At 73.2% G+C, this 12,612-nt stretch carries 12 protein-coding genes; 2 read left to right on the forward strand and 10 right to left on the reverse strand.

The genetic code is table 11. The features are described from left to right. Nucleotides 1–63: 63 nt before the first annotated feature. Entirely contained in the window at nt 64–1,236 is a 1,173-nt protein-coding gene (locus tag HWY08_RS00900) for a Wzz/FepE/Etk N-terminal domain-containing protein (RefSeq protein ID WP_176062237.1), read from the reverse strand. Between the two features lie 26 nt (nt 1,237–1,262). After that, on the reverse strand, nt 1,263–2,858 hold the full coding sequence (locus HWY08_RS00905; RefSeq protein WP_176062238.1) for a polysaccharide biosynthesis/export family protein: 1,596 nt from the start codon (nt 2,856–2,858) through the stop codon (nt 1,263–1,265). Nucleotides 2,859–3,247: 389 nt separating this feature from the next. Between HWY08_RS00905 and HWY08_RS00910 the strand changes: the two genes are divergently transcribed. Then, nucleotides 3,248–4,048 (forward strand): phosphatase PAP2 family protein, encoded by an 801-nt coding sequence (locus HWY08_RS00910; protein ID WP_176062239.1) that lies wholly within the window; start codon nt 3,248–3,250, stop codon nt 4,046–4,048. 47 nt (nt 4,049–4,095) lie between these two features. Beyond that, on the forward strand, nt 4,096–4,746 hold the full coding sequence (locus HWY08_RS00915) for a diacylglycerol kinase family protein (RefSeq protein ID WP_176062240.1): 651 nt from the start codon (nt 4,096–4,098) through the stop codon (nt 4,744–4,746). Nucleotides 4,747–4,765: 19 nt separating this feature from the next. On the opposite strand, the gene rfbC is transcribed toward HWY08_RS00915, so the two are convergent. The 8 genes from rfbC to HWY08_RS00955 form a co-directional block, all read right to left on the reverse strand. Then, complete coding sequence (gene rfbC, locus HWY08_RS00920; RefSeq protein WP_176062241.1) at nt 4,766–5,317, reverse strand: dTDP-4-dehydrorhamnose 3,5-epimerase; 552 nt, start codon at nt 5,315–5,317, stop codon at nt 4,766–4,768. After that, nucleotides 5,318–6,205: a glucose-1-phosphate thymidylyltransferase RfbA gene (rfbA, locus tag HWY08_RS00925; RefSeq protein ID WP_176062242.1), complete on the reverse strand. Its 888-nt coding sequence runs from the start codon at nt 6,203–6,205 to the stop codon at nt 5,318–5,320. A gap of 96 nt (nt 6,206–6,301) precedes the next feature. Continuing rightward, entirely contained in the window at nt 6,302–7,765 is a 1,464-nt protein-coding gene (locus tag HWY08_RS00930; protein WP_176062243.1) for a capsule assembly Wzi family protein, read from the reverse strand. Nucleotides 7,766–7,815: 50 nt separating this feature from the next. After that, nucleotides 7,816–8,550 carry an urease accessory protein UreG gene (gene ureG, locus HWY08_RS00935; RefSeq protein ID WP_176062244.1) on the reverse strand — a complete coding sequence of 245 codons (735 nt, stop codon included), beginning with the start codon at nt 8,548–8,550 and terminating at the stop codon, nt 7,816–7,818. A 2-nt stretch (nt 8,551–8,552) separates the two neighbouring features. Then, complete coding sequence (locus HWY08_RS00940; protein WP_176062245.1) at nt 8,553–9,212, reverse strand: urease accessory protein UreF; 660 nt, start codon at nt 9,210–9,212, stop codon at nt 8,553–8,555. Between the two features lies 1 nt (nt 9,213). Then, on the reverse strand, nt 9,214–10,929 hold the full coding sequence (ureC, locus tag HWY08_RS00945) for an urease subunit alpha (RefSeq protein ID WP_176062246.1): 1,716 nt from the start codon (nt 10,927–10,929) through the stop codon (nt 9,214–9,216). After that, nucleotides 10,926–11,705: an urease subunit gamma gene (locus tag HWY08_RS00950; RefSeq protein ID WP_176062247.1), complete on the reverse strand. Its 780-nt coding sequence runs from the start codon at nt 11,703–11,705 to the stop codon at nt 10,926–10,928. The genes ureC and HWY08_RS00950 overlap by 4 nt, the downstream gene beginning before the upstream one ends. Before the next feature lie 14 nt (nt 11,706–11,719). Beyond that, nucleotides 11,720–12,556, reverse strand: coding sequence for an urease accessory protein UreD (locus HWY08_RS00955; RefSeq protein ID WP_176062248.1), 837 nt, complete (start codon nt 12,554–12,556; stop codon nt 11,720–11,722). Nucleotides 12,557–12,612: the final 56 nt, after the last annotated feature.

A 12,612-nucleotide genomic window follows, 5' to 3' on the forward strand; every position in this document is an offset into this window, starting at 1 on the left:
GACCCGCGGATTGTCGCAAGGTGCTTCGTCGCCCCTCCCGGGTCGGCTCTCGAAGTCTCTAAGCTACACGACCGCTCTAGCCACAGGCTCGGCGACGCTGTTCGACGGAGCCCTGCCCCTACCACTGCTCCACCACTCGAACGCCACCGCCGTGCCCAATCCCAGCAGCAAAGCCAGCACCGCAGTGGCCAGCCGCTTTGGCCGCGTGGGTCGCGTGGGCAGCGCCGGCGGGTCGAGCACGAGGAACGTGGAGGTGTCGCGGGCCTCGTCCGCCTTCGCCGCCTCCAACCGCTCCAAGGCGAAGATGAGCGTGGCCTCGGCCACCTTGCGATCACGGTAGAGCGTCTCGAACTCGGCCCGGAGCTTGGGGACCGTCAGAGCGGCAGGGAACATTCCGTTGCTAGGGCGGCGAATGGTCGCCTTGGCTGAGGCCAGTGGAGTCGCGGGCCGCTCTTCCTCCATCGACCGAAGCTTCCGATCGACCACCGAGAGCTGCGATTCGAGCTGCCGCGTCGTCGCCTCGTCGCCAGAGGAGAACGTCTGCGCGTACTCCAGCTCGAGCTGCTTGCTAATGCGTTGGCTGTTCAGCGACGCCATGGCACCGACGACGGCCTTGGTCTGCGTCTCGAGATCGACGATCTGGTACTTCTCCTGGAAGTCCCGCATGTGCGCAGCGGCCTGATCTGCCTGCAACCGCAGCTCCCCAACGCGCTTATCCAGAAAGCGCACCTGCTCGGACGCGGAGCTCACCCCGACCCGGCGAAAGACCTGGTTGCCGTAGTCGGCGAAGAACCCGAGCAACTGCTGAACGAAGCGCGGGTCTGTGTCCTCGCAAGAGAGCTGGACCAGGCCCGGCTTCGGGAGAGCCTTCAGATCGCAGTGCCTCCAGAGCACCTCCCGCGTGGTCTCCTGGTATTTCTCGTCATACCGCTTCTTCAGGTCGAACTTCGCGATGACAGCATCACTCACGTCATTGCTCTGAAGTACAGCGACGATACGCTGGACGTCGGCGCCCACGCCCATCGCACCATCGGCCAGGCCGGCCGCCAGGCCGCCCAGCTCACCGCTCAGCATGGACGAGAGCCCGCTGCCCTTCTGCGACTTGGCGGGGACCACAGTGACGACGGAGCGATACCACCTCGGCGCGAGCAGCACATAAAGCAGGCCGACGATGACAAAGCCTGCCGTAATGGCGCCAATTCGCTTCTGCGCCCTACGGTCGCGCAGGAACGACAAGTCGAATGTCTGTGAAGTCCCGCTCATCACTTCCTCGCCGCAATGACGACGGCCACGCCGCTCAGGACGATTCCCGCACCGGCAAGGATGATCTGAACCACCTCGGACCGCGAGAAGTTCCGCTCCGGCACCACGAGCGACGAGCCGGGGTCGATCTTCAGATCCGGCCGGTAATCCTTCGTCTCGCCGTTCGGGGTGATGAGCTTCACGTTGTCAATCGACTGCGCATTGCGACTCCGGCCACCCGCCAGGGACAGGTACTGTTCGACGCCGAAGGCGGGGTTATACGGGTAGGACCCTGGCGCGAAGACGGAGCCTTCGACCAGGATGTTCCGGCGCTTGAACGGAATGACCAGCGTGTCTCCCAGCTCGACCGGGAGATCGGCCTTGAAGTCACGCAACATGACGAGCGCGTAGAGATCCACCGGGATCGTTCGTCCGGCGCGCAGGATGTACGCGCCGGTGAGGTCCGCCAGGGGCCCGACGCCGCCGACGCGCTCGAGTAGCGTGCGCACCGTGTCCCCGTCCACGAAGGGCAGCCGCCGCGTCGCCGCCGCCTCGTCCGCGGTCACGGCCGGCGTCACGGCGGCGGTGGCCGGCACCGCACCAGCGATTGCACCGACGACCACCACCGACTGCTGCAGCTCGGCGGCGGAAGGGATGCGGACGGCGTCCTCGGGGTGCAGCGGAATAGCCGGGGCTTTGCCCGCGACGAACTCGAATGTCTTGAGGTCCTCTCGGTCATCCTGCCCACGGCGGATCAAGGTGATCGGGAGGAGCTGCGTCGCGCTGGGCAAGAGTCCGCCCCCGAGCTCCACCAGCTCAGCGAGATCACGCGTCTTCACCAGCTCGTAGCGACCCGGGCGGTTCACCGCGCCGCCGATCGTCGCGGCCAGCTCTTCGAACGGTACACGCACCACATCGCCGTCGAGCAGGTACGGGTTGAACTTCAAGTCGCCGGTGAGCGTGTAGAGGAGCAGGTCGGCGGTGAGAACCGTCCCGTCCCGGCGCCGGACCTCGACGCGCCGCTTCGAGGCGCTCGGGCCGAAGCCGCCGGCCTTGCCGATGGCCGCCGCCACGCGCTCGATGGCGCGCGACGGGTACGAGCCGGGCCGCGCGACGTCGTCCACCACCTGGACGAGGAACGTCCGCGGCTCGGCGAGCGTCACGTCGAAGCTGAGGCGCGGATAGAAGCGGGCGACCGAATCGCGCATCACCCGGCGCGCCTGGGTGAGCGTCTTCCCCTGCAGCGCGAAGTAGCCGACCTTCGAAACGAAGGCGCGGCCCTCCACGTCGATGGTGACGCGCAGCTTGAAGTTCTGGACGCCCCAGAAGTTGAGCTCGAGGACGTCGCCGGGGCCGCAGATGTACTTGTCCGGATCGATCGTCTCGTCGATGACGGGGGCCACCGGAGCAGCAGCGCTCGCGAGGCCGCGCTCGCCGCGCATGACCTCGATGTCGGCCGGGGCGAGCGGGCCGGGCACCGTGACGCCACCGGCCCCGCTCGCGCCGAAGCCGCCCGGCGCCTGCATCGTCTGCGCGTACGCGACGTTGCTCATCCAGAAGATGGGCTGGGCTGCCAGGAAGGTGGCGAGGCCGCGGCGGAAAGGCTTGTTCGTCATCTCGCTCATCAGATTTCGGGGGTGGGAAGGCGGGTGCGCGGCCGCGCGCAGCTCCCAGGGGTGAGGCCCGTTACACCCAGATTGTGACAGTCGAAAGGGTCACACGACGCAACGACGAGTCGGGGGATGCACGGCAGCCTTTCGGAGAAAACGTGAGTCGGTGAGGCGCACTCGCCTTCGGGCCCCGCGCGGGGATACCGGAGGAGGTTGCCTCTTACCGTGTTTCGTACGGAGAGTCGATACTGAGGGTCAGACCCACCCCAGCCGACACGCAGGAGTTGCGCGGAGATAGCGCACCTGCGTCCTGTCTGCGCGGGACGAGCGCCGCTCGCCGATGCTCCCCGCTTGGCGGGAGTGGCGCGCACGCCTGGAGTAGCATGAACTTCCCCATGCTCCCCCCGGCGCCCCCCGCCATGCGGCTCGTCGCCGCCGCGGTCCTCTCGCTCGCGCTGGCGGCCCCCGCTTGCGGCGAGGACCCGGCGCTGCGCCCCACCTACGACCTCGCGGTCGACGGCGCGGTGACGGGGGCTGCGGCGGCGGGGACGCTCACGCTGCTCGCGCTCAAGAACACCCTCGCGCCGGCGGAGTGCCGCTGGTGCACGCCGCCGGGGTTCGACGGCGATCTGGCCCGCTCCTTGGCCTGGGGGAACCGCGACCTGGCCTCGAAGGGCTCCGACGTCTTGCAGGTGGCGATAGGCGCGGGCGCCCTCGGGTACGCGGTGCTCGACGGCCGGCGCCGCGGCGATCTCGAGGCGGGGCTCGCCAATGCGCTCCTCATCACCGAGGCGACCAGCCTGGCGCTGCTGGTGGACGAGAGCGTGAAGTACGCGGTGGGCCGCGCGCGGCCCTACGCCTGGCTCGGCGGGACCCGGACCGCGGACCGCGACGCCAACCTCTCCTTCTTCTCCGGCCACACCACCTTCGCGTTCGCGGTCGCCGCCTCCACCTCGACCCTGCTCGTCGAGCAGGGCGCGCCGGACGCGGCGCTGGTGAGCGTCGCCGCCTTCGCGCTGGCGGGCACCACCGGCTACCTCCGCCTCGCGGCCCAGCAGCACTACCTCAGCGACGTCCTGGCGGGCGCGGCGGTGGGGACGGCGATCGGCTGGGCGGTGCCGCACTTCTTCCACGCGCCGCGGGAGGGCGGGCTCCGGCTGCAGCCGGCGCCGGGGGGGATCGCGTTCGCGTGGTGACGCGCCGGACCGCGCGCGAGCCCCTCCTGGAGTAGCATCCGGCTCCCATGCTCGACCGTCCCCTCGCGCCGCGCGCCCCCGGCCGCGCCGGGCTCCTCGCCAGCTTCCGGCACGCGCTGCGGGGGGTCGTGGAGGTCGCGGCGCGCGAGCGCAACATGAAGCTCCACCTCTGCGCCGGGACGGCGGTGGGCGTCCTGGGGAGCGAGGTCGCGCTCTCGCTCGGCGCGCGCCTGGCGCTGGTGCTGTGCGTGACGCTCGTCCTCGCGGGCGAGGCCCTCAACAGCGCGCTCGAGTCTCTGGTCGACCTGCACACCCGGGAATTCAGGGACGAGGCGAGGCGGGTGAAGGACGCCGCGGCGGGCGTGGTGCTCCTCCTCGCCGGCGGGGCGGTGCTGACGGGGACCGCGGTCGTCGCGTCCAGCGGGCGCGAGCTCGCCGAGGCGTGGCCGCGCCTGCGGGGCGGCGCGGCGGTGGACGCGACCGCGGTGGGGTGCGTGGCGGCGCTGCTGTTCCTGCCGCTCGCGCGCCGGCCGGCGGCGGTGATCGCGCTCGCCGGGGCGGCGAGCCTGCTCGGTGTGGCGGCGAGGAGTGTGAGCCCCACCTTCAGCGCGATGGCGCTCGCGATGCTGGCGCTCGCGGTGGGGGCGAAGTTCGCGGCCCGGCGAGACGGTGCCGGGCGCGGCACAGGCGGGCCCTGACCGCGGCCGCCGCACCCGTCTAGCCCGCGAACACCTCCGCCTCGCGGAACCGCTTCCCGGCCGCGTCCTTCGCCGACACGGTCGGGGCTGCACCGATCGCCGGCCAGGCGACGGCGAGGTCGGCGTCGTCCCAGCGGATGCAGCGCTCGGACTCGGGGTGGTAGTAGTCGGTCGTCTTGTAGAGGAACTCGGCCTGGTCCGACACGACCACAAAGCCGTGGGCGAAGCCCTCCGGGATCCAGAGCTGCCGCCGGTTCTCGGCCGACAGGGTCTCCCCCACCCACTTTCCGAACGTGGGCGAGCCGCGGCGCAGGTCCACGGCGACGTCGAACACCTCGCCGCGCACCACGCGCACGAGCTTCCCCTGCGGGTGCGGGAGCTGGTAGTGGAGCCCGCGCAGGACGCCCCTCGACGAGAGGCTGTGGTTGTCCTGCACGAAGCTCACCGGCCGCCCGACGGCCGCCTCGAACGCGCGCTGGTTGTAGCTCTCGTAGAAGAAGCCGCGCGCGTCGCCGAACACCTTCGGCTCCAGCACGAGCACGTCGGGGAGGCTGGTCTTGCGCGCGTTCATCTAGAACACCCGGCTCGCGAGGAGCGACTTGAGGTACTGGCCGTAGCTCGACTTGCCGAGGCTGGCGGTGCACCGCTCGAGTTGGGCGTCGTCGATCCAGCCGTGGCGCCAGGCCACCTCCTCCGGGCAGGCCACCTTGAGCCCCTGCCGCTTCTCGAGGGTGGCGATGAACTGGCCCGCCTCGAGCAAGGACTCGTGCGTCCCGGTGTCGAGCCAGGCGTAGCCGCGGCCCATGAGCTCCACCGCCAGCCGCTCCCGCTCGAGATACAGGCGGTTCAGGTCGGTGATCTCGAGCTCGCCGCGCGCCGAGGGCTTGATGCTCCGCGCCAGCTCCACCACGTGCTCGTCGTAGAAGTAGAGCCCGGTCACCGCGTAGCGCGACTTGGGCCTGGCCGGCTTCTCCTCCAGGCTCACCGCCCGGCGCCCCGCGTCGAACTCCACCACGCCGTAGCGCTCGGGGTCGGTCACCGCGTAGGCGAACACGGTCGCCCCGTCGCGGCGCGCGTCGGCGGCGCGGAGGAGCTGCTGGAACTCGTGGCCGTGGAAGATGTTGTCGCCCAGCACCAGCGCCGACGGGCCGCCCTTCACGAAGTCCGCGCCCAGGATGAACGCCTGGGCCAGGCCATCCGGGCTCGGCTGCACCGTGTACCGCAGGTTCAGGCCCCAGCGCGACCCGTCCCCGAGGAGCTGCTCGAACCGCGGCGTGTCCTGGGGCGTCGAGATGACGAGGATGTCCCGGATCCCGGCCAGCATCAGCGCCGAGAGCGGGTAGTAGATCATCGGCTTGTCGTACACCGGCAAGAGCTGCTTCGAGATGGACAGCGTCGCCGGGTACAGCCGCGTGCCGGAGCCGCCGGCCAGGATGATGCCCTTGCGCGGTTGGGTCATGGGTCCCCAGGTCGGACGCGGAGAGCGCGTCGTACGGTCAAGCGTCATACCGTGTTTCCGGGCTGCGATCGACAGGCGGCCGGGCCCGCGCGCCGCTCACAGGAAGAAGCGCGCCATCGCGGTCAGCTCACCGCGGCTCCAGCCCTGCTCGCCGCGCTCGTAGCCGCCGCGCAAGGCCACGGCCCAGCGGTCCTGGCGCAGCTCGGCCTCGCCCCGGCCGCCCACGCTCCTCCCCGCGGCGGACGGCGCGTACAGGTTGTCCGGCGAGCGCTCCTGCACCCACCCTGCCCCCGTGAGCCGTATCCGCGCGTCCCACAGATCGGCGGCCCCGAGGAGCCTCAGCGCGCGGCCGTTGCCGCCGAGCGGGTCCCCGAGCGGCGTCTGGCCGGTGACCCAGCCGCCCGTGTACTGCCCGTGCGCGTACCAGCCGAACGGGGTGTGATAGCCGAACGGCCCCTTGCCGAAGTAGGCGTACTCCACCCCAAGCGCGGCCGGCAGGCTGCCCAGCATCGGCGCCGAGAGGCCGGCCACGAGCCCGGGCCACTGCACCAGCGCGCCGGGGTTGTCGTCCGAGCCCCACTCCACCTTGGCCGTGAGCGGCAGCCAGGCCTCGGTCGGCAGCCGGACCTGCACGGACCCCGAGTACACGTTGTTCTCGTTGAAGTTCTTGATGCCGAGGAGCGACAGCGGGACGTTCTTCGTCGGAATGCCCTCCCAGTTCTTCCCGCCGAACATGAGGCCGCGGCTGGCGGCCAGCGTGAGCCGCGGGTGCGGGCGCCACTGGAGCTGGAACGTCCACAGGAGCGGGTCGTACGGGTGGCGCGCCTCGTCGAAGCGGGCGAGCGCCGTGTCGAGCGCGAAGTCGCCCAGGACCTCGAGCGGACCGGGCAGGCGCAGCGGGGCCGTGGTCATGAGCTCGACGCGGTCGAGCGGGACCGCGCCGCTCGTGACCACCGCGCCCAGCTCGTTCGGCCCGTAGCCGACCGGCCCGCGCCCCACCGACAGCGCCCATGGCCCGAGTGCGCCCACCAGCTCGGCCGCGGGAAACGCGACGTCCGAGGTGTCCACCTGCAGGCGCGCCCCGGCGGCGAGGTGCTCGCCGAGGAGCGCCGCCGCCGAGGCCTCCGCCATCGCCGCGTCGGCGGGGGCCGTGAGCGCGACGAAGCCGGGCTGCGGGGCCGCCGGCTTCGGCTCGGCCACGTGCCCGAGCTGCGCGCCTGCTCCCACCTCCGCGCCTGCGAGGCGCACGCCGTCCGCCGCCAGCGCCCGCGGGAACTCGGCCGCGAACCGCGCTGCCCAGGCCCGCGCGAGCGGCGCCCAGCGCGGGGCCTCGCGCGCGGCGCGAGCGGCCGCCTCGCTGAGCGCCGTCCCCACCACCCTCAGCGGCGCCGCCCGTTGCGCTGGAAGCCAGTCCGGAGCGAGCCCGACCTCGTGCAACCGCTCGGCGGCACGCACCGCCCAGTGATCGGGTGGGAGGAGCGGCGAGGCCGGCGGCCACCCCTCGGCGGGAGCCGCAGCGAGCAGGAGAAGGACGGTGAGCAGGAGGAGGGTGAGGCGCACCGCGGGAAGAGAGCACGGACCCCCTGGTGAGGTCGAGCGCTCGAGGGCGCTCAGTGTGACTTTCCCGTCGCGTGCTGCCAGGCGTGCAGCACATGCCCTGCGACGTCCTCCACACCCACGCCGTGCGTCACCTGCGCGAACACCACCGGCCCTTCGCCGCGCATGCGCCGGGCGTCGCGCGCCATGACCTCGAGGTCGGCGCCGACGGCGGTGGCGAGGTCGGTCTTGTTCACGACGAGGAGGTCGGCCTGGGTGATGCCGGGTCCGCCCTTGCGCGGGATCTTGTCGCCGCCAGCGACGTCGATGACGTAGACGGTGAAGTCCGCCAGCTCGCGGCTGAAGTGCGCCGCCAGGTTGTCGCCGCCCGACTCGCAGAAGAGGAGCTCGGGGCGGTGCAGGGCGGTGAGCGCCTCGAGCGCCAGCACGTTCGCGGTGACGTCCTCGCGGATGGCGGCGTGCGGGCAGCCGCCGGTCTCCACGGCGCGGATGCGATCGGCCGGGAGCGCCTCGTTCCGCACCAGGAACTCGGCGTCCTCGCGGGTGAAGATGTCGTTCGTCACCACACCGAGCGACATCGCCTCGCGGAGCCGCCGGCAGAGGGCCAGCACGAGCGCGGTCTTGCCGCTTCCCACCGGACCGCCCACGCCCACCGTGAAGGCGCGGCGGTCGAGGTCGCGCCGGCGCGGCGCCGGTGCGCGGCCGGCGAAGCTGCCGGGGCCTTCCTCGCGGTCGTGGTCGTGGCCGCCGTGGAGCGACAGGGGAAGCGCGCGCGGGTCGAGGTGCATGGTCAGCTCCGGAAGAGGCGCGAGTAGAGGCGATCCTGGTGCGCCTGCCAGAGATCGAGGAGCGGCGAGGTGCTGGCGGCCTCCTCCGGCGCCCGGCCGGCGGTGGCGGCGGAGACCGCCTCGCCGGTGCGCCGCGCCAGGGCAAGGAGCCCCTGCACCTCGAGCGGCCCCGCCGCGCCGAGCCGCACCGCGGCCGAGAGAACGCCGCGCGCGGTCTGGAAGAGGAACAGGCTCCGCGCCACCCCGGGCTCCGCGCCGAGGAGCCCCAGCACCGCGCCGAAGACCGGCGCGTGGTGGCCCGGGGTCCCGCCCCGCTCCGCCTCCGCGCCGAGCCGCGCCACCCGCTCCGGGCGGACCGCGGCGGCGGCGCGCAGGAAGGCCTGCCCCTGGAGGCGGCTCGCGCGGTTCTGCACCGCCGACGGCAGCGAGGCGTCGCAGCGCAGGTCGAGCGCCGCGAACCGCGCGGGCTCGGCGTGCGCCGCCGAGACGAACGGCAGGGCGGCCGAGCCGGCGCTCCACAGCGCCTCGTCCACGAAGCGGGCGAGGCCCTCCGGCCCCCCGCAGCGGCCGAGCTGCAGCGCCGCCTCGAGGCCGCCGGAGTGGGCGAAGCCGCCGGTGGGTAGGGCCGAGTCGGCGAGCTGGAGGAGGGTCCAGGGGTCCATGTCAGAAGAGGAAGTAACGCTGCGCGAGCGGCAGGCGCAGGGCGGGCTCGCTCCGGAGGAGCTCGCCGTCGGCGCGCACCTCGTAGGTCTCGGGGTCCACCTCGATCCTCGGCAGGGCGTCGTTCTGGCGCATGTCGCGCTTGCCGAGCCCGCGGCAGCCGCGCACCGCCTCGACGCGCTTCGCGAGCCCGTAGCGCTCCCCCACCCCGGCCTCCGCGGCGCCGCGCGACACGAACGCGACCGCGGTCGCGCCGACGGCGCCGCCCAGCGCGCCGAACATGGGCCGCATGAGGAGCGGCTGCGGGGTGGGGATGCTCGCGTTCGCGTCGCCCATCTGCGCCCAGGCGATGAGCCCGCCCTTCAGCACCACCTCCGGCTTCGCGCCGAACAGCGCCGGCCGCCACAGCACGAGGTCGGCGAGCTTGCCCCGCTCCACCGAGCCGACGAGGTGGGACATGCCGTGGGCCACCGCCGGGTTGATGGTGTACTTCGCGACGTAGCGGCGGATGCGGAGGTTGTCGTTATCGCCCTGCTCGCCGGGGAGGCGCCCGCGCTGGCGGCGCATCCTGTCCGCCGTCTGCCAGGTGCGGGTGACGACCTCGCCCACCCGGCCCATCGCCTGCGAGTCGGACGACATCATCGAGAGGGCGCCGAGGTCGTGCAGCACGTCCTCGGCGGCGATGGTCTCGGCGCGGATCCGGCTCTCGGCGAAGGCGAGGTCCTCCGGCACCGACGGGTCGAGGTGGTGGCACACCATCAGCATGTCGAGGTGCTCGTCGAGCGTGTTGACGGTGAACGGGCGGGTCGGGTTCGTGGACGACGGCAGGACGTTCGGCTCGCCGCAGACGCGGATGATGTCGGGGGCGTGGCCGCCGCCGGCGCCCTCGGTGTGGAAGGTGTGGATGGTGCGGCCGGCGAAGGCCGCCACCGTGTGCTCGAGGCAGCCCGCCTCGTTGAGCGTGTCGGTGTGGATGGCCACCTGCACGTCGTGCGCCTCGGCCACCCGCAGGCAGGCGTCGATGGCGGCCGGCGTGGTGCCCCAGTCCTCGTGGAGCTTGAGGCCCATGGCGCCGGCGAGGAGCTGCTCGGCGAGGCCCTCCGGCCGGCTCGCGTTGCCTTTGCCGAGGAGGCCGACGTTGAGCGGGAGCGCGTCGGTCGCCTGCAGCATGCGCGCGACGTTCCACGCGCCGGGCGTGCAGGTGGTGGCGTTCGTGCCGGCGGCCGGCCCGGTGCCGCCGCCGACGAAGGTGGTGACGCCGCTCGCGATGGCCTCGGCGGCCTGCTGCGGGCTGATGAAGTGGATGTGCGAGTCGATGGCGCCGGCGGTGAGGATGAGCCCCTCCCCGGCGATGCACTCGGTGCCGGGGCCGACCACCAGCTCCGGGCTCACCCCCGCCATGACGTCCGGGTTGCCGGCCTTGCCGATCCCTGCGATGAGGCCGCCCTTCACCCCCACGTCCGCCTTGTAGACGCCGGCGTGATCGACCACGAGGGCGTTCGTGATGACGAGGTCGAGCGCGACCTCGTCCGGCACGCCGGCCGCCTGGCCCATGCCGTCGCGCAGCACCTTGCCGCCGCCGAACTTGCACTCGTCGCCGTAGGTGGTCGCGTCGCGCTCGACCTCGAGCACGAGCGCGGTGTCGCCCAGGCGCAGGCGGTCGCCGGTGGTGACCCCGTACACCTCGGCGTACTGGCGGCGGTCCATCCGGCGGCTCATGGCGTGCTCCCCTCGTCGAGCGCGAACCCGCGCCGCCTCGCCTCCTCGACGAGCCGCGCGCGACCCTCCTCCGTGACCGGCCCCGGCGAGAGGGCGTTCCCGCCTTGCACCACCCGGCGCCCGGCGAGCTCCACCAGGTCCACCTCGCGCGTCTCGCCAGGCTCGAAGCGCGCCGCCATGCCGGCCGGCACGTCGAGGCGGCGGCCGTAGGCGCGGGCGCGGTCGAAGCGGAGGTAGGGGTTCGCCTCGGCGAACGGGAAGTGGCTGCCGACCTGGATCGGCCGATCGGCGAGGTTCGTCACGGCGAGCCGCACCGCCTCGCGCCCAGCGTTGAGGACGAGCTCGCCCTCGCGCGGCAGCGCCTCGCCCGGCGCCTGCTCCTCGGGCGCCGGGGCGCCTTCGTCCCCGAAGGCGGAGAGCGGCGGTACGGGCAGGAACGAGCCGTGGAGCGCGAGCGAGAGGTCGCCGTCCTCGCCGGCGATGGGATGGTGGACGGTCACGAGCTTCGTGCCGTCGGGGAAGGTCCCCTCCACCTGGACCTCCTCGATGAGCCCCGGCACGCCCGCCATCACCTGCCGCCGGCCCAGGAGCCGCCGCCCCAGGTCCATGAGCTCCGCCACCCGCCGGCCGTCCCGGATGAGCTCGAGCAGCACGGTCGCCACGAGCGCGACCGCCTCGGGGTGGTTGAGGCGCAGGCCGCGCGCCAGCCGCTTCTGCGCGAGCGCGCCCGCCTGGTGCAAGACGAGCTTGTCGATCTCCCGCGGGGTGAGGTGCATGGTCCCCTCCTCTTCTAAGGTCTGCGGTCGAACGGCGAGCCGCCCAGCAGCGGGGCGGCGAAGGCGAGCGCGCGCCGCAGGTAGGCGGCGCCGGCGACGACGGTGCGGGCGGCGACGCGCAGGTGGAGGCCGTCGGCGAGCGGGCTCGCGGCGGCGAGCACCTCGGCCGCGGGATCGACCGGCGCGGACGCGAGCGCCTCGAGCAGCGCGGCGGCGCCGGACCGGAGCGCCGGCCCGACCGCGACGGCGGTGGCGACGAGCGCGAGGCCGTCCATGCGCGCGGCGGGCGGCGCGCCTTCGCCCTGGGCGAGCCGCACCGCGTCCGCCAGCGCCAGCCGGCCGGAGAGCGCGATCTCGTTGCGCGAGGCGTAGGCGTGGAACGCCCAGCGCTCGCCACGGGCGCCGCGCCCCTCGGTGAACGCGTCGAGGAGGAGCAGGCTCCCGCCCTCCTCCACCTCGAACCGCTGCTCCTGCTCGAAGCGGGCGCCGGCGAAGCAGGCGGTCGGCTCGGGGAGGACGGCCAGCAGCGCGCCCTCGGCGACGCGGGCGCGGAGCCGCTGCGAGGCGACCGCGCCGGTGGAGCGGTAGACGCGGGTGTTCGACTGGGTGGCGAGGAGCGCGGTGGCGCCGCGTTCCACGGCGACCTCCACGTCGATGGCGTCGCCGGCCACGAGGCCCCCGCCGTGGGTGGTGGCGACCGCCCACACGGCGCGGCCGCGCGACCGCGGCGTGAAGAGGCGGAGCGGGCTCGTCGAGGCACAGGAGAGGACGGCGCTCTCCCCCGCCACCAGGGCGGCGCGGAGGGAGCCGGCGCCGGGGGCGGCGGCGAGCGGCTGGGCGAGAGCAGGCAAGGTCGGGCGTTTCTCCTGCAACCGCGGCGCCAGGGGCGAAGAGGTACTCGCGAAGT

The sequence above is a fragment of the Anaeromyxobacter diazotrophicus genome, assembly GCF_013340205.1.
In the GTDB taxonomy this organism is placed as follows: Bacteria; Myxococcota; Myxococcia; order Myxococcales; family Anaeromyxobacteraceae; genus Anaeromyxobacter_A; species Anaeromyxobacter_A diazotrophicus.